Below are 15,686 nucleotides of genomic sequence, written 5' to 3' on the forward strand. Positions count from 1 at the left end.
TCAGACTCACTCACACCCCCAGGGTATCGGCGTGGTGTCGGCGAGGACGAGTCGAAGTGATGTATGTGGCATCCGCCCCAGTTGCCATCCATCACTGTGTTGGTCTCGACACCGCTCGCTAGCGCTCGCAGGCTCGCCCAGCGGGGCTGATCGGATCAGGTCAGGAGACGCTGATCTTCATGATGCCCTTGCGCTCGTCCGAGGAGAGCACCTTGATCTTGACGCCGCTGCCGGCGGTCTTGGTGGAGTGCGCCGGGTTGGACGCGTCCCAGTAGGCCGTCTCCGAGCTGTCGTAGAAGGTCGGCACGCTCTTGCGCCGCGGCACGTCGAGGACGTTGTTCGGAGCGCCGGCGATCTCGTTCTCCAGGTGGAGCCGGTCGGTGCGGTCGACATCGAAGGTCGAGTCGTAGCCCTGCATCCGGTTGCGGGCCAGGGTGCCGTTCGACCACTTCTGGACGCCCACGGTGGAGTCGACGACCAGCGCCTGGCCACCACCGGGGTGCTCGGAGGTGTTGTTGTCGCCGTAGGCGCCGTTCTGGTACCAGACCAGCAGGCCGTCCTGGTAGGCGTAGTGGTCGACCTTGTCCGGCGCGGTGACCCCGTAGCCGAAGTTGTACGGACCCTCGGCCAGCGTCTTGTCGTAGCCCTTGTACTGCCGGTTCTCGGCGATGTAGAAGCGCGGGTACGTCGAGGTGTAGGTGCCGTCCGTGATGCCCATGTACTCCTTGTTGGTCCAGCCGTCGAAGGACGAGAAGTCCGTCGTGTAGGCCGAGCCGACCGAGAGGTCGTCGATGGCGAAGCCGTAGTAGGCGACGCCGCCGTCGTTCGCGGTGCGGAAGCGGAGCTTCACGTTCTGGCCGGCGTACGCACCCAGGTCAGCGGTCAGGTCCACGTACTCCTGCGGGTCGTGGTCGGCGCAGTTGCCGTCACAGGTGCTGTCGGAGGTGCCGTGGATGCCGTTGTTGTACTCGGCCGAGGACAGGTTGGTCTCCAGCGGGGTCGACCAGGTGGTGCCGCCGTCGGTGGAGGCCTCCAGGAAGGTGAAGTCGTACTCCGCCTCGAGGTCGTACTTCACCTTGGCCGAGAGCGTGCCGCCCGCGGGGACGGCGATCTCCGGGCTGACCGCGGTGGCGGTGCGGTCGTCGCCCTTGCCGGAGTAGAGGAACGTCTTGCCGGACGAGCCGGAGCCGACGTCGTGGGTCGTCTCGCCGTCGGGCAGGTTGACCACCAGAGCCTGCGGGGTCTTCGCCCCGGTGTCGTGGAAGCTCGGGCCCAGGGTCAGCTTCTTGGACGTACCGGCCTCGACCGTGTCGTAGTTGAGCCAGCCGAGGAAGAGCTTCTCGGGGGCGCCCATGTGGTTCGGGGTGGTGCCGATGGTGCCGTCACCGTGGCCGAGCCAGGAACCCGAGCTCATCAGGGTCCAGAAACCGGTGCCGTTCTCGCCGCCGGCGGTGTCGTAGAAGTCCGGCAGGCCGAGGTCGTGGCCGAACTCGTGCGCGAAGACGCCCAGGCCGCCGTTCTCGGGCTCCGTGGTGTAGTCGCGGATCCAGATGTCGGTGTTGCCGATCTTGACGCCACCGGCCTTCGGGAAGTCGGCCGGGCCGTCGGAGCCGGAGGCGTTCGCGGCCCACCGGTGCGACCAAATGGCCCACGGGTCGGCGCCGGCCTCCTCGCCCTCACCGGAGTGGATCGCCTGGAAGTGGTCGATGTAGCCGTCGGCCTCGTTGAAGTTGCCGTCGCCATCGAGGTCGTAGCGGTCCCAGATGTCGTAGTCCTGGAGGTAGGCGGTGATCTGGGCGTCGGTCTTGCCGGCCGCCTTCTGCGCGTCGTACCAGGCGTTGGCGCTGTCCTGGACGTAGTTCTTCATCGCGGCGGCGGTCTCGTCGCCCTTGTCGTTCTGGTAGTACGACTCCGCGTGCGGGAGCGTGACCCAGTCGCTGACGTCGCCCTGGAGGTCGAAGCGGCCGCTCGACATCTCCTTGTAGACGTTGTGGAACGACTCCTCACCCTTGTTCTGGTTGAAGAACATGTCCATGTAGTGCTCGCGGGAGAAGTCCTCCTCCCAGTAGGTGGAGTTGTCGTCCTCCGCGGGCGGCGCGATCTCGTTGTGGCGCGGGCCCGAGGTGTTGTCGGGGAAGGCCGGGTTGCCGCCCTCGCCGAACTCGACCAGGAAGCTCAGCAGCTGGGACTTCTCGGTGGGCTCGTGCTCCACCCAGCGGGCGTTCTTGCCCGAGCCCATCTTGACGACCTCGCTGCCGTTCTTCGTGACCGTCTGCTTCTCGCCCGTGGCAACCGCGGTGGCGGCGTTGGTCTTGAGCTCGGTGCGCTTGGTGTTGAGCGCGTCGGGCTTGTTGTCGACCTTCTGCTTGACGGCCGCCGCAGCAGGGATCCCCTCGGTCTCGACGGCGCTCGCCGACGAGTGAGTGAGGATCACTGGCGTCACGCCTGCGACCGCAAGTGCGGCTAGCGCGCTGGTAACGCGTCTGTTCATCGTTCCTCCGGAGTCTGGTGACATCGCGCACATCTGCCTTCCCCGAGAACTGACCGGCACGACGGGCCATCACGACACAGATGGCTTCGGAGTACAACACCAAGCAACGGAGTTACCTGTAAAGGATTTGTCGCCTATTGGCCAGCGAGCACGATATTTCGTGGCGGGATTACGACATGTTGCCTAATCAACCCGCTTGACCAGCGATTTCGACGTGTTGAATCGCACACCTGTCATTCGCTGCGACAGGTATTGACAGCCCTCTCTGACCCCCATTTGATGCCGAGATTGCATGCTTGTAATTGCCTGCGGATCGGGCAGGAGACTTGCATTTAACCGACCGTATTTGTTCCGCTGTCCGGCGAGATAGCCGGGATCGGGATAGATCCGGACGGTGTTGGGGGTGGGCCTCAGCGCGTGGATCGACAGATCTCGCAACACCGTTCGCCCGTGCCCGGAGAGCACGAACATCGGAGCATTGTGCCCGTCAGCAGCACCACCTCATGGGTTCGCAACATCGCATCTACTCCCCGCCGTAAGGCCATTCTGGTCGGCGGACTCGCCGCCGCCGTGGTCGCCACGGGCGGCGCGGCATACGGGGTCAAGACCTCCCAGACCGATGTCATCGTCTCGGTCGACGGCAAGGCCAAGGACGTCAGCGTCCACGCCGACACCGTCGGGGAGGTTCTCGAGGCCGAGGGCATCGAGGTCGGCGACCGCGACGCGGTCGCACCGTCGGTCGACACCAAGGTCGAGGACGGCAGCGCGATCAGCGTCCGCTACGCCCGTCAGCTGAGCCTCGAGGTCGACGGCAAGGCCCAGGACCACTGGGTCACCGCGACCACCGTCGGCGGCGCTCTCGCCGAGCTCGGCCGTGACTACGACCGGGCGGAGCTCTCGACCAGCCGCGGTGCCTACATCGGCCGCGACGGGATGTCGCTCGACGTCATCACGCCGAAGACCGTCAAGGTCGCGCTGGCGGGGAAGAAGACCAAGAAGGTCAGCGTGACCGCGCTGACCGTGGGCGACGCCCTGAAGGACCTCGGTGTCGACCTCGAGCGCCGGGACAAGGTCTCCCCGGCCTCCGACAAGGCCCTGAAGACCGGTCAGAAGATCGTCTTCACCGACTTCGCCGCCAAGAACCGGAAGGTCGCTCGTGAGACCGTCGAGGCGCCGGTCAAGGAGATCGAGGACTCCTCGATGGACAAGGGCGACACCAAGGTTGTCGAGGAGGGCTCCGACGGAGTCCGTTCGGTGACCTACCGCATCGTCTACAAGAACGGTGAGGCCGTCTCCAGGAAGGTCCTCGAGCAGAACGTGATCGAGGAGGCCGAGACCCGCGTGGTCAAGATCGGCACCAAGGAGGAGGCCCCTGCGGCCAACTTCGCCGGCGGCAGCACCGTCTGGGACCAGCTCGCGCAGTGCGAGTCCGGCGGCAACTGGGCGATCAACACCGGCAACGGCTACTACGGCGGACTGCAGTTCAACGTGCAGACCTGGCAGGCCTACGGCGGTTCCGGGCTCCCGAGCGAGAACAGCCGCGAGACCCAGATCGCGATCGCGACCAAGGTCCGCGACGCCAACGGTGGCTACGGCTCCTGGCCGGCCTGCTCGCAGAGCCTCGGTCTGCCCCAGTAGTCACGACCCGGCGCATCTGCCCCGTAGATCGGGCTCGAGTCGGCGCATCTGTCCCACCTCGTTGGGACAGATGCGCCGACTCGGCGTTGCGGGGCCTACGCTGTGTGACATGACCGACCGCACTCCGACGCGCCTGTTGGGGCCTGCGGAGGTCCGGGCGCTGGCAGCCGAGCTGGACCTTCGCCCGACCAAGCAGCGCGGTCAGAACTTCGTGATCGACGCCAACACCGTGCGCCGGATCGTGCGCGAGTCCGGCGTCGGCGCCGACGACGTCGTCGTCGAGGTCGGCCCCGGCCTCGGATCGCTCACCCTCGCCATCCTCGAGACCGGCGCGAAGGTGACCGCGATCGAGATCGACGAGGTCCTGGCGCAGCGGCTGCCGAGAACCATCCAGGAGTACGCCCCCGACCAGGCCGACGCGTTCAGCCTGCTCCGCGCGGACGCCCTCCGGGTCGAGTCGGTCCCCGGACCGCCGCCCACGGCCCTGGTCGCCAACCTGCCCTACAACGTGTCGGTCCCGGTCCTCCTGCACCTGATGTCGCTGCTGCCCTCGCTGCGCCACGGGCTGGTGATGGTGCAGGCCGAGGTCGCCGACCGGCTGGCCGCCAAGCCCGGCTCCAAGGTCTACGGCGTCCCGTCGGTCAAGGCCGCCTGGTACGCCGAGGTACGCCGCGCCGGCGCCATCGGCCGCAACGTCTTCTGGCCGGCACCCAACGTCGACTCCGGCCTCGTCTACTGGCGACACCGTGAGCCGCCGTCGACGTCGGTCTCCCGCGAAGACGTCTTCGCAGTCATCGACGCCGCCTTCGCGCAGCGGCGCAAGGCGCTGCGCGGCGTACTCAAGCCTCTGGCCGGCTCCGCCGACGCAGCCGAGAAGGCGCTGGTCGAGGCGGGGATCGACCCGCTGGCGCGCGGCGAGTCGCTGACCATCGCGGACTTCGTACGCATCACCGAATCGCTTCAAAGGGTTCCCTCATGACCATCACCGTTCGCGCGGCCGCGAAGTTCAACCTCCACCTCGGCGTCGGGCCGGTCCGTGCGGACGGGTTCCACCCGCTGGCGACGGTCTACCAGGCGATCGGGCTCTACGACGACGTCACCGTGAGCGAGGCAGCCGAGTGGCAGGTCACGCTCTCCGGGGAGGACCACATCGCGCTGAGCGAGGTCCCGACCGGCGAGGACAACATCGTCGTCCGGGCGGGCAAGGCGCTCGCCGCCCACCACGGCATCGACAAGGCCGCGAAGGTCGCGATCCACAAGGGCATCCCGGTCGCCGGCGGCCTCGCCGGCGGATCGGCCGACGCGGCCGCGACGCTGGTCGCCCTCGACCGCCTGTGGTCGCTGGAGACCTCCGACGAGGATCTGCTGGCTCTGGCCGGACAGCTGGGCTCCGACGTGCCGTTCGCGCTCATCGGCGCCACCGCCGTCGGCGGCGGCCGTGGCGAGATCGTCGAGCCGGTCACCGACAACGGTGCCTGGTGGTGGGTCGCGGTCGGCAACGAGCGCGGACTGTCGACGCCGTCGGTCTACCGCGCCTTCGACGAGCTCTCCGGGACCGGGGTCGGCGACCCGCAGGTACCCGAGAGCCTGCTCATGGCGCTGGAGAAGGGCGACGCGGAGCTCCTCGCCGAGGCGCTCACCAACGACCTGCAGGCCCCGGCGCTGGAGCTACGCCCCGACCTCGCCCAGACCTTCGCCGACGGCGCCGAGGCCGGTGCCCTGGCCGTCCAGCTCTCCGGCTCGGGCCCGACGGTACTGATGCTCTGCCGCGACGCCGCCCACGCCCGCGAGGTCGCCGGCGCGATGCAGGCCAAGGCGTACGACCGCGTCTGGACCGCCCCCGGCCCCGTCGCCGGCGCCCACCTGGTCACCTACTGACCCCACCCCGCCGAGACGGCAGGTACGTCGGCCGAGCCGTCAGTTACGTCGGCCGAGACGTCAGCGCGTGACGCCTCGGCCGACCTAGCCGACGCCTCGGCCGACGTACGTGACGCCTCGGCAGGGGTCAGGCGGCGCTGGAGACGACCTCGTCGGAGATCGCGGCAGCGGCGCGGCGCAGGTGGCGGGTGATGCTGGCGGCGTTGAACCCGGCGGCGCTGCCGGAGACGGAGACGGCGGCGATCGCACGGCCCTCGATCATGATCGGGACCCCGGCGCAGACGATGCCGACCTGGGCCTCCTCGCGGTCGAAGGCGATGCGCTCGCTGTTGGCGCGGCGGAGCTCGGCGAGGAACTTCGCCGGGTCGCCGTGCGAGTGGCGGGTGCGCCTGACCAGGCCGGACTCGAGCACGGCCGCGATGTGGTTGCGGTCGCTGAACGAGAGGATCGCCTTGCCGAGTGCGGAGCAGGCGGCGGGGGCTCGCCCGCCGACGTACGTGTCCGGCTGGATGCCACCGCGTCCGGTGATCTTCTCCAGGATGACGATGTCGGTGCCTTCGAGGATGGCGAGGTGAACGGTCTTGCCCGTGGCCACGTAGAGCTCAGCCAGATGCGGCATCGCGGTCTCCCGGATGCCCTGCGGGCGGCAGATCTGCACCGCGTTGCCGAGCTCGAAGAGCCGCCGACCGAGCACGTAGTGGCGGCCGGTGCGCTCGACGTACCCGCTCTGCTCGAGGTGACGCAGAAGACGGAAGGCGGTCGACTTGGGAAGGCCCGCGGTGCGAGCGATCTCGCTGACACCGAGCTTCGGACCGGCTCCGAGAAATGCCTCCAGGATCTGGAGGGCCTTCGTCGCAGACGGGGTCGCCGAAGAGGTCGTCCTCGGGGCACCTTCATGGTCGTGCTGACTAGCCAGGGTGGGGATAGCAGTGACGCTCATGGGGGGATCTCCTTAATGAGACGGAGGCACCACGAAGGGGGGATCTGGGGCCTCCAACTCTCTGTGACAGCAGTCACTGTAACGATCGTTCCGGAGGTTGTGGAGCAAATGTTGGATAAATCTCATTCCTGACCTGCGGAAATAGATGACATGACATACAGATCGATGAGTTTCCGACCGTTGGCGTCGTAAACCCTCTGTGGACCTACGGTAGTAGGTCAGTGACTGATCTGTGTATGAAACGGCGTCGCCGTCACCAGTCGCGCCAGCAGGTCCGAGGTCGTGGCCGGTGGCATGTCGGCGCGGTCGAGCGCCTCGGCAAAGAGAAGTCCGTCTGCGATGACGAGCAGCAGCGCAGCCATCTCGTCGGCGTGCGCCGGCCCGTCGTCCCCGAGGGCTCCGCGGAACCAGCCGGCGAACTCGTCTCGCGACCGGCGGCGTACGGCAAGGAACCGGTCCCGACCGGGAAGCGGCTCGGGCCGCTTCGGGAGTACCAGCATCAGGCCGATCCGCAGGAACGGCGGCAGCCGGTGCAGGCTGGCCACCAGCGGCCTCAGCATCAGGGGGAGCTCGGCGGCGCAGTCGCAGTCCGCGCGCGGCGGCTGCCACGAGGACTGGGAGCCGATCCACGCGCGGTAGGAGTCGTCCACCGCGGCCGAGAACAGGTCGTCCTTGTTCTCGAAGTGCCAGTAGACCGAGGAAGCAGGCAGCTCCGCCGCGGCACAGATCCGGCTGATCGAGGCGCCTTCGTAGCCGCTCTCCGCGGCGACCTCCAGCGCCGCAGCGATGAGCTTCTCGCGGCTGCTGCTCCTGCCCTCGTACGTCACCGGTGGGAGCTCCACGGCCTCGGGAACGGCCGCCGGGTCCTGCTTCCGGAGATCGTCCGCGACCTCGGCCAGGCCATCGGCGAGCCGTTGCCGGAGCGGGTCGAGGTCGGCGTACTCGTCGGTCTGGGCGTGGACGAAGAGACCGTCGTGGGCGGCGAGCGTCAGCCGGGCGAGAGTCTCGATGTGCGGGGCCGGAAGGTCGACCGCGTCGGACCACCACCGCGAGAACTCGGCCAGCGTCTGGGTGCGGATCTGGAGGAAGCGCTCGCGCGGACCGTCGCCGACCGTCGGTCCGGACTCGAGAGCCAGCATCAGGCCCATCCGCCACCAGTCGGCCTTCGCGCCGTCCGTGTCCGATGTCGTATGCCGCAGGTTGACCAGCAGTCCCTTGCGCAGGTCGGCGCCGATAGGTGTCGGCTCCCATCGCGGGGTGATCTGGTACCAGCGGGTGTAGCCGTGCTCGAGCGCCTCGGCGAGAAGCTGGTCCTTGCTGGAGAAGTGCCAGTAGAGGGAGGACGGCGGGAGGCCGGTCGCGCGACGGACCAGCGCCATCGTCGTGCCGACATAGCCACGTTCGGCGGCCAGCCGGAGCGCTGCGTCGAGGATCATCTGACGCGAGCCGTGGGTGTGCTCGCGGAGTGTCTGCTCGGCCATTGCACCGAGTCTAAGCAGGTCAGGGGCTGTTCGTCCGCCCGGTGTGCCACTGGATGGCCGCCGCGATGCTGGCCGCCTCACCGCCCTCGGGGACAATGGGAGACGATATGGCGAACCTCCTCAACCTCGAGCACGTCTCCAAGGCGTACGGCATCCGGCCCCTCCTCGACGACGTCTCCCTCGGCATCAGTGCCGGCGACCGGGTCGGCATCGTCGGCCGCAACGGCGACGGGAAGACGACGCTCCTGCAGGTGATGACCGGCCTCGAGGAGCCCGACTCCGGGCGCGTCTCGCGCCAGCGTGGCCTGCTCGTCGGGTTCCTGCACCAGGGTGACCAGCTCGTCGACTCCCACACCGTCCGCGAGGCGGTGCTCGGCGGGCGCTCCGACCACGAGTGGGCGGGCGTCCCGGCGCTGCGCGAGATCGTGGAGCAGCTCCTGGCCGGGATCGATCTCGACCGGGCGGTGATGGGGCTGTCCGGTGGTGAGCGTCGGCGCTGTGCCCTGGCCGAGCTGCTGCTCGGGGAGCACGACCTGATCGTGCTCGACGAGCCCACCAACCACCTCGACGTCGAGGCCGTGGCCTGGCTCGCCGCACACCTGGCCGCGCGCTCGTCCGCGCTCGTCGTGGTCACCCACGACCGCTGGTTCCTCGACGCGGTCTGCCAGTTCACCTGGGAGGTCCACGACGGTCAGGTCGACGCCTACGAGGGTGGCTATGCCGCCTTCGTCCTCGCGAAGGCCGAACGGTCCCGTCAGGCCGCCGCCACCGAGGTACGCCGCCAGAACCTGGTCCGCAAGGAGCTGGCCTGGCTGCGCCGCGGTGCCCCGGCGCGTACGTCCAAGCCGAAGTTCCGCATCGACGCCGCCAACCAGCTCATCGAGGATGTACCTCCGCCGCGCGACCGCTTCGAGCTGCAGAAGTTCGCCGCCCAGCGGCTCGGCAAGGACGTCATCGACGTCGAGGACGTCGACCTCTTCCGCGGTGAGCGGCAGTTGCTGTCGCACGCCACCTGGCGCATCGGTCCGGGGGACCGGATCGGCATCGTCGGCGTCAACGGCGCCGGCAAGACCTCGGTGCTGTCGCTCCTGGACGGTTCTCTCCCGCCTGCCGTGGGGAAGGTACGCCACGGCCGCACCATCGCTCTCCAGCACCTGACCCAGCAGCTCGACGACCTCGACCCGGAGGCGCGAGTCCTCCCCACCGTCGAGTCGATCAAGCGCGTCACCAAGACGACCGACGGCCAAGAGCTCTCGGCGACCTCGATGCTCGAGCGTTTCGGGTTCACCGGCGACAAGCTCGTCACGCGCATCGGCGACCTCTCCGGCGGCGAGCGCCGCCGTTTCCAGCTGCTGCGCCTGCTGCTCACCGAGCCCAACGTCCTGCTGCTCGACGAGCCGACCAACGACCTCGACATCGAGACGCTCAACGTCCTCGAGGACTTCCTCGACGCCTGGCCCGGCACCCTGATCGTGGTCTCCCACGACCGCTACTTCCTCGAGCGCGTCACCGACTCCGTCTGGGCCCTTCTCGGCGACGGCCAGATCTCCATGCTCCCGCGCGGTGTCGACGAGTATCTCGAGCGCCGCCTCCCGATCCCCGCCGAGCCGTCAGCCCCGCAGGCCGAGGCGTCACGCGCGTCGGCCGAGACGGCAGCGGGTGGCTCGTCGAAGGCCAAGCCCGGCTCTGCCGAAGAGCGAGCGGCGAAGAAGGTGATCGCCAGGATCGACAAGCAGCTCGAGCGGATCGGCGAGCAGCAGCAGAAGCTCGAGCTCGCGATGGCGGAGTCGGTCAACGACTACACCCGGCTCGCCGAGCTCAGCGCGGAGCTGGATCAGCTCGCCGCGGAGAAGGACGACCTCGAGCTGGAGTGGCTCGAGACGGCCGAGGTCCTGGAGTAGCTGGTCCGCCAAGCCCGCCGAGTCGGCGCGAATTGACCGGATCCGACGCCGAGTCGGCTCGTCATAACGCGCCGACTCGGCGGGGATCGTGGTCAAGATGAGCCGACTCGGCGGGGAGCTCGGTCAGGATGAGAAGGGGACCAGCAGCCGGCGTAGCAGATCGGTGAGCTGGCTCTGCTGGTCGTCGGAGAGGCTGTCGAGGAACTCCCGCTCGGCGGCGAGCAGCGCCTCGAAGGCGCTGTCGACGGTCGCCTTGCCGTCGGGGGTGAGTCGGACGAGGACACCGCGGCGGTCGGCCGGATCCGGCAGCCGCTCGACCAGTCCTCGTGAGGCGAGACGGTCGACGCGGTTGGTCATGGTCCCGCTGGTCACCAGGGTCTCGCGCAGCAGCCGGCCGGGGGAGAGCTCGTAGGGGTCGCCGGCTCGGCGCAGGGCGGCAAGCACATCGAACTCCCACGACTCGATCCCGGAGCCCGAGAACGCGTCGCGTCGGGCGAGGTCGAGGTGACGCGAGAGGCGGGAGAGACGCGAGAAGATTTCGACAGGACCGAGATCTAGGTCGGGCCGCTCGTGTGCCCAGGCCTCGCTCAGGTCGTCGACTTCGTCGCGCATGGCGAGAGCGTAGCCCAAGTTCGCCCCATCGAGAATCTTGACATCGAGACAAGTCGGCGGGACGATCTGAATATCTTGACGTCAAGAGAAATCGGAAGGACGTACGCCATGACCGCATGGGATCCCGAGCGCTACCTGACCTACTCCGACGAGCGAGGTCGGCCGTTCGTCGATCTCCTTCGCCGGGTCGGCGCCGATCGTCCGAAGACCGTGGTCGACCTGGGCTGCGGTCCTGGCAACCTGACTGCCCTCGCGGCGGGCCGCTGGCCGGAGGCCAGGGTCGTCGGCCTCGACTCCAGTGCACCGATGATCGACAAGGCGCGCGCGACCGTCGAGGGTGTCGACTTCGCGGTGGCGGATCTTCGTGACTGGGCCGCCTCGGTGGCGCCGGGGTCGGTCGACGTACTCCTCTCCAATGCCACCCTGCAGTGGGTCCCCGGCCATCTGGACCTGCTCCCTGCGCTCGCCGGCGCGGTCGGGGAGGGCGGCTGGTTCGCCTTCCAGGTCCCGGGCAACTTCGACGAGCCCAGCCACCGGCTGCGCGAGGAGTTGGCCGCCGAGGACCCGTACGTCGATCACACCCGTCACCTAGAGGCGCCCGGGTCGCACGACCCGGCCGACTACTACGACGTCCTGGTGGGAGCGGGCTTCGAGGTCGATGCCTGGGAGACGACGTACCTCCACGTGCTGACCGGCGAGGACCCGGTCTTCACCTGGATCGCCGGAACGAGCCTGCGTCCGACGGCTGCGGCGCTGGAGGAGGCCGGTCTCTTCGAGCCGTTCGCCGAGGAGCTCAAGAACCGTCTGGCACGGGCTTATCCCGTACGAAACGATTCGGTAGGAAACAGTTTCGTTCTCCTCCCGTTCCGCCGCGTCTTCGTGGTCGCCCGCAGGCTGGGGGCATGATGCGCATCCATCACGTGCAGGTCGGCATGCCCGCCGGCCACGAGGGCGAGGCCCGGACGTTCTATGCCGACGGGCTCGGGCTGTCCGAGGTGCCGAAGCCGGCCGAGCTGGCCAAGTGCGGTGGCGCCTGGTTCCGCTCGCCGGGCGGCGCGGAGATCCATCTCGGCGTCGAGGATCCACACCGACCGCAGGCCAAGGCCCATCCTGCTCTGGCGGTCGAGACCGAGGCGGATCTGGAGGCCGTGGGCGCGAGGTTGGCGAGCCTGGGGTTCGACGTCGACTGGAGCCAGCGACACAACGCCGACGGATTCCAGCGCTTCCACGTCCGCGATCCGTTCGGCAACCGCGTCGAGATCGTGTGGCATACGGACGACTAGCACGAACTTCGGCCCCGTGTAGGCGAAAACCGGAATTAAACCAAAAAGAACCGTAACGCCCACTGGTCTGGACCGTTGTCCCCCGGGGGATACAACAACGAGCCAGGAATGATGCCAGAAACGATGGAAGGCAACACTTTGACTGACGACGTGACCGTCCCCCAGCCTCGGGACGCGGAGACGACGAGCGTGGTCAATCGAGTCCGCCGGGCTCAGGGCCAGCTCGGCGGCGTACTTCGCATGATCGAAGACGGCCGCGAGCTTGCCGATGTGGTCGGCCAGCTCAAGGCAGTGACCCGCGCCCTCGACAAGGCGGCCTTCGCGCTGCTCTCCAACGAGCTGCGCCGCGCGCACGCCGACGGAGACCGCCCGGAGCAGATCGAGGAGCTCGAGAAGGTCTTCCTCTCCCTCTCCTGATCTCGGGCCAGGAGAGGGGAGGAGGTTACCCTCGGGTAACCTGGCCAGCATGAGCCAGCTCTACGACCTCTGGAAGTCCTTCAACCGTGTCCCCGTTGTCGGCAAGAGAGCATTTTCGGTCGCCTTCGCGAAGAAGGCGCCTTACTTCGGGTCCATCCACCCGCTGGTCAACCAGCTGCGGCCCAACTATGCAGAGGTCATCGTGCCCAACCGCAAGGGCAACCACAACCACATCGGCACCGTTCACGCCATCGCGCTGTGCAACGGTCTCGAGATGGCGATGGGTGCCCTTGCGGAGGTCACCATCCCGCGCGACAAGCGCTGGATCCCCAAGGGGATGACCGTCTCCTACACGGCCAAGGCCTCCACCGACATCACCTGCATCGCGGAGACCGACCAGGAGCAGTGGGACAACGCCGACGGCGACCTCGCGGTGCGCGTCAAGGGCATCCGCGAGGACGGCACTCTGGCCATCGAGGGCACCATAAACCTCTGGGTGACTCCTAAGACAAAGAAGTAAGAGCGCGCCAACGTGGTGGCGTCTCCGGGATGGTTCGTCGACTCTGTGGTCCGTGCATCAGCGCTCTTGCCCAACCAATCCCAGGTCTCAGGGTCGCTGGCGTGGCGATAGGGTCTTTACGCGTTTCCGCCTCTTAGGTTCCATTTGGCTGATATGCAAAGAGAATGAATCCGGGACTCCTTCGCTCGCTGTCGTTGGCCATCCTCTCCCTGGCGATCGCCCTTTCTCCTAGTCTTGGGCAGGGGCCAGCGTTCGCGGCGTGGGGGGTGCCCGCCAATTTCGCTGGTTTCAGTTGGATCACACCGTCGTCAGCTTCTGGTGCGCCCTCAACTCGGGGAATGACGTGCAACAGCTACGCCGAGGCCGGCGGATCCAGCGCAGTCGCCTGCTGGCGACGCGCCGGTGACGTGGTGTGGGTCAAAGACATGAGAGCAGACGGACGCTCGGCCATCGCGAGGGTGTCTGTGATCGCCGGTGGATCGCGCACCACGAAGTTCGTTTGCAGAAACAGGCTGGGAGCCGGCAGATGGGTGAAGTGCACCAAAAATCTGGCCGAGCCCGGCGCGATGTTCTTTAAGGCATGCGCATATGATGCGGCGGCGCGCCGAATGAGTCGCTCATGCACGGCCGCGGATTCCATTTACTTGGCGACCTAGGACTCCCGTTTTGGGAATCGGGCGTAGCCGGCCAGCAACCCGCGCCCATGCTCTTCAATCCGATAGGTGCATATCCCGGCCGCTTGTTCATTCGGGCCACGGCCATATTAGGTCAAGACGGTGTCGATGTATGCGGTCCAGGCCTCCCCGCTGAGAATGTGGTTCCAGAAAGATCCCACTCCGCAAGCGGGGAGGCCCGCTGCCCGAAAGAGGCATCGGGCCGTTGCGGCGTACCGAGGGTTCAGATCTTGGTCGGCGGTTCCTCGTTGAGGAGATGTGGCGCGTTGACGTCGATGTTCGCGTCATCAGCGTGGCCCACGGGGCCAGCGGTGTGTCCCACCCGCCGCGTACGTGCCTCGATCCAGGTGGCCACCAGGCCGAGGATCGTGTTCAGGATGATGTAGATGACTGCCACCACGATCGCAGCGGGGATGAGGTTGTGGAAGTTGACATCCAGTTGCTTGACCTGGGCGAGCAGCTCGCTGTAGCCGAGTACATAGCCCAGCGCGGTGTCCTTCAGCAACACGACCAGCTGGGCGATGATCGCCGGCAACATCGATCGCACGGCCTGGGGCAGCAGGATCGTACGCATGACCTGGCCCTGCGTCAGCCCGATGGTGGCGCCAGCCTCCTTCTGACCTTTCGGAAGCGCGTGCACACCGGCGCGGATGATCTCGGCGATGACCGACCCGTTGTAGAGCATCAGACCGAGCACGACAGCCCAGAAGATGCTGGTCGGCGTGAAGCCGAGCGAAGGTTGCATGAAGTAGATGAAGAACATCAGCAGCAGCATCGGGATCGCGCGGAAGAACTCGACGACGACACCACACGGAATGCTGATGATCTTCAGGTCCGAGAGCCGCCCGACGGCGAAGATGAACCCGAAGACCAGGGCGAGCAGCGAGCCGACTACGAAGGCGCTCAGTGTGCCGATGAGCCCAGGGATCAGCAGGTTGTTCCACACGTCGGCGTCGAGGAACGGCGTCCACTTCTCGCCCTCCCACTGGCCCGTCTCCTTGAACTTCGAGAAGATCAGCCAGGCGATGTAGCCGAGCACGACCAGTGCGACGCCAGAGTAGATCCAGTTGAGCGCCTTGGCGCGCGGGCCAGGGGCATCGTAAAGAACAGAGGCACTCATCGGATCACCGCGAATTTCTTGGATGCCCAACCGGCGAGGAAGCCGACCGGCAGGGTCATGATCATGAAGCCGATCGAGAAGATGATGAAGATCAATACGATCTGGTTGGCCTCGTTCTCCATCATCGTTCGCATCTGGCCGGACGCCTCATTGACGCCCGTGGCGGTAACGACGCCGATAGTGACTGCCACCGTGGTGTTCTTGATCATCGCGATCATGACGCTCGCCAGCGGGTTGAGCACCGACCGCAGCGCCTGCGGGAGGACGATCAACCGGAGGTTCTGGGAGAAGGTGAGCCCGATCGCCCGAGCGGCCTCGGCTTGGCCCAATTGCACGGTGTTGATACCGGAACGCAACACCTCGCAGACGAACGTGGAGGTGTAGACCGACAGTGCTAGCACTGCCATCCAAAAGTTTTGCTCGCTCAGCGAGAGCGTGACCTCTTCGGGAGGACCGTAGATGTGAAGCTGGTAGACGAGTCCGAAGAGCGCAAAGAACATCACCAGAGTCAGCGGCGTGTTGCGGAACGTGTAGACGACTGCGGCGCCGACCCAGCGCAGCACTGGCACTGGGGAGACCCGGAAGACGGCCAGTACGACGCCGAGCAGGAGCGAAAAGACGCCGCTGAAGACTGCGAGTCTCAGGGTCAGCCCGAATGCTTCGAGGATGGCTGACCCATACTCGGAGAAGAGGTCCATGAGGTCCTTCCAGGTTGATTCACACAGCGTTCA

Annotated in this window: 16 protein-coding genes; 8 read left to right on the top strand and 8 right to left on the bottom strand. The window is 67.1% G+C overall.

From position 1 onward, the window contains the following. Positions 1-160 precede the first annotated feature (160 nt). On the bottom strand, positions 161-2,443 hold the full coding sequence (locus ABZ796_RS13950; protein ID WP_357337563.1) for an immune inhibitor A domain-containing protein: 2,283 nt from the start codon (positions 2,441-2,443) through the stop codon (positions 161-163). Positions 2,444-2,674: 231 nt separating this feature from the next. Beyond that, on the bottom strand, positions 2,675-2,962 hold the full coding sequence (locus ABZ796_RS13955; RefSeq protein ID WP_357337564.1) for a hypothetical protein: 288 nt from the start codon (positions 2,960-2,962) through the stop codon (positions 2,675-2,677). A 9-nt stretch (positions 2,963-2,971) separates the two neighbouring features. Here ABZ796_RS13955 and ABZ796_RS13960 point away from each other — a divergent pair, with 9 nt between their 5' ends. The 3 genes from ABZ796_RS13960 (at position 2,972) to ABZ796_RS13970 (ending at position 6,007) form a co-directional block, all read left to right on the top strand. Next, positions 2,972-4,129, top strand: a complete 1,158-nt coding sequence (locus ABZ796_RS13960; protein WP_357337565.1) for a ubiquitin-like domain-containing protein — start codon at positions 2,972-2,974, stop codon at positions 4,127-4,129. Between the two features lie 109 nt (positions 4,130-4,238). Further along, positions 4,239-5,108: a 16S rRNA (adenine(1518)-N(6)/adenine(1519)-N(6))-dimethyltransferase RsmA gene (gene rsmA / locus ABZ796_RS13965; RefSeq protein WP_357337566.1), complete on the top strand. Its 870-nt coding sequence runs from the start codon at positions 4,239-4,241 to the stop codon at positions 5,106-5,108. Next, complete coding sequence (locus ABZ796_RS13970; RefSeq protein ID WP_357337567.1) at positions 5,105-6,007, top strand: 4-(cytidine 5'-diphospho)-2-C-methyl-D-erythritol kinase; 903 nt, start codon at positions 5,105-5,107, stop codon at positions 6,005-6,007. The genes rsmA and ABZ796_RS13970 overlap by 4 nt, the downstream gene beginning before the upstream one ends. Positions 6,008-6,134: 127 nt before the next feature. Here ABZ796_RS13970 and ABZ796_RS13975 read toward each other — a convergent pair whose 3' ends face one another. Together ABZ796_RS13975 and ABZ796_RS13980 are read right to left on the bottom strand one after the other, a co-directional pair. Continuing rightward, positions 6,135-6,947, bottom strand: coding sequence for an IclR family transcriptional regulator (locus ABZ796_RS13975; RefSeq protein WP_357337569.1), 813 nt, complete (start codon positions 6,945-6,947; stop codon positions 6,135-6,137). A gap of 218 nt (positions 6,948-7,165) precedes the next feature. Then, positions 7,166-8,428, bottom strand: a complete 1,263-nt coding sequence (locus tag ABZ796_RS13980) for a TetR/AcrR family transcriptional regulator (RefSeq protein WP_357337570.1) — start codon at positions 8,426-8,428, stop codon at positions 7,166-7,168. 107 nt (positions 8,429-8,535) lie between these two features. Here ABZ796_RS13980 and ABZ796_RS13985 point away from each other — a divergent pair, with 107 nt between their 5' ends. Next, entirely contained in the window at positions 8,536-10,329 is a 1,794-nt protein-coding gene (locus ABZ796_RS13985) for an ATP-binding cassette domain-containing protein (protein WP_357337572.1), read from the top strand. A gap of 123 nt (positions 10,330-10,452) precedes the next feature. Here ABZ796_RS13985 and ABZ796_RS13990 read toward each other — a convergent pair whose 3' ends face one another. Continuing rightward, positions 10,453-10,941, bottom strand: coding sequence for a MarR family transcriptional regulator (locus tag ABZ796_RS13990; protein ID WP_357337574.1), 489 nt, complete (start codon positions 10,939-10,941; stop codon positions 10,453-10,455). Positions 10,942-11,049: 108 nt separating this feature from the next. Between ABZ796_RS13990 and ABZ796_RS13995 the strand changes: the two genes are divergently transcribed. The 4 genes from ABZ796_RS13995 (at position 11,050) to ABZ796_RS14010 (ending at position 13,161) form a co-directional block, all read left to right on the top strand. Then, positions 11,050-11,847, top strand: coding sequence for a methyltransferase domain-containing protein (locus ABZ796_RS13995; protein ID WP_357337575.1), 798 nt, complete (start codon positions 11,050-11,052; stop codon positions 11,845-11,847). Continuing rightward, positions 11,844-12,224, top strand: coding sequence for a VOC family protein (locus tag ABZ796_RS14000; protein WP_357337576.1), 381 nt, complete (start codon positions 11,844-11,846; stop codon positions 12,222-12,224). Before ABZ796_RS13995 ends, ABZ796_RS14000 begins: the two co-directional genes overlap by 4 nt. Positions 12,225-12,374: 150 nt before the next feature. After that, complete coding sequence (locus ABZ796_RS14005; protein WP_008362591.1) at positions 12,375-12,641, top strand: metal-sensitive transcriptional regulator; 267 nt, start codon at positions 12,375-12,377, stop codon at positions 12,639-12,641. Between the two features lie 49 nt (positions 12,642-12,690). Further along, the gene (locus tag ABZ796_RS14010) at positions 12,691-13,161 is read left to right on the top strand and encodes a hotdog fold domain-containing protein (protein ID WP_357337578.1); all 471 of its coding nucleotides are present in this window, start codon (positions 12,691-12,693) and stop codon (positions 13,159-13,161) included. A gap of 352 nt (positions 13,162-13,513) precedes the next feature. Here the strand turns inward: ABZ796_RS14010 and ABZ796_RS14015 are convergent, their stop codons facing one another. The 3 genes from ABZ796_RS14015 to ABZ796_RS14025 form a co-directional block, all read right to left on the bottom strand. Then, positions 13,514-13,786: a hypothetical protein gene (locus tag ABZ796_RS14015; protein WP_357337580.1), complete on the bottom strand. Its 273-nt coding sequence runs from the start codon at positions 13,784-13,786 to the stop codon at positions 13,514-13,516. Positions 13,787-14,058: 272 nt separating this feature from the next. Next, the gene (locus ABZ796_RS14020) at positions 14,059-14,955 is read right to left on the bottom strand and encodes an amino acid ABC transporter permease (RefSeq protein WP_357337582.1); all 897 of its coding nucleotides are present in this window, start codon (positions 14,953-14,955) and stop codon (positions 14,059-14,061) included. Further along, positions 14,952-15,653 (bottom strand): amino acid ABC transporter permease, encoded by a 702-nt coding sequence (locus ABZ796_RS14025; RefSeq protein ID WP_357337583.1) that lies wholly within the window; start codon positions 15,651-15,653, stop codon positions 14,952-14,954. The genes ABZ796_RS14020 and ABZ796_RS14025 overlap by 4 nt, the downstream gene beginning before the upstream one ends. Positions 15,654-15,686 lie beyond the last annotated feature (33 nt).

It is taken from the genome of Nocardioides sp. NPDC047086, from assembly GCF_040643685.1.
In the GTDB taxonomy this organism is placed as follows: domain Bacteria; phylum Actinomycetota; class Actinomycetes; order Propionibacteriales; family Nocardioidaceae; genus Nocardioides.

Coding starts and splice junctions, on each gene's coding strand:
- ABZ796_RS13955 (WP_357337564.1), bottom strand. CDS start 2,962: ATGTTCGTGCTCTCCGGGCACGGGCGAACGGTGTTGCGAGATCTGTCG.
- rsmA (WP_357337566.1), top strand. CDS start 4,239: ATGACCGACCGCACTCCGACGCGCCTGTTGGGGCCTGCGGAGGTCCGG.
- ABZ796_RS13970 (WP_357337567.1), top strand. CDS start 5,105: ATGACCATCACCGTTCGCGCGGCCGCGAAGTTCAACCTCCACCTCGGC.
- ABZ796_RS13975 (WP_357337569.1), bottom strand. CDS start 6,947: ATGAGCGTCACTGCTATCCCCACCCTGGCTAGTCAGCACGACCATGAA.
- ABZ796_RS13980 (WP_357337570.1), bottom strand. CDS start 8,428: ATGGCCGAGCAGACACTCCGCGAGCACACCCACGGCTCGCGTCAGATG.
- ABZ796_RS13985 (WP_357337572.1), top strand. CDS start 8,536: ATGGCGAACCTCCTCAACCTCGAGCACGTCTCCAAGGCGTACGGCATC.
- ABZ796_RS13990 (WP_357337574.1), bottom strand. CDS start 10,941: ATGCGCGACGAAGTCGACGACCTGAGCGAGGCCTGGGCACACGAGCGG.
- ABZ796_RS13995 (WP_357337575.1), top strand. CDS start 11,050: ATGACCGCATGGGATCCCGAGCGCTACCTGACCTACTCCGACGAGCGA.
- ABZ796_RS14000 (WP_357337576.1), top strand. CDS start 11,844: ATGATGCGCATCCATCACGTGCAGGTCGGCATGCCCGCCGGCCACGAG.
- ABZ796_RS14010 (WP_357337578.1), top strand. CDS start 12,691: ATGAGCCAGCTCTACGACCTCTGGAAGTCCTTCAACCGTGTCCCCGTT.
- ABZ796_RS14020 (WP_357337582.1), bottom strand. CDS start 14,955: ATGAGTGCCTCTGTTCTTTACGATGCCCCTGGCCCGCGCGCCAAGGCG.
- ABZ796_RS14025 (WP_357337583.1), bottom strand. CDS start 15,653: ATGGACCTCTTCTCCGAGTATGGGTCAGCCATCCTCGAAGCATTCGGG.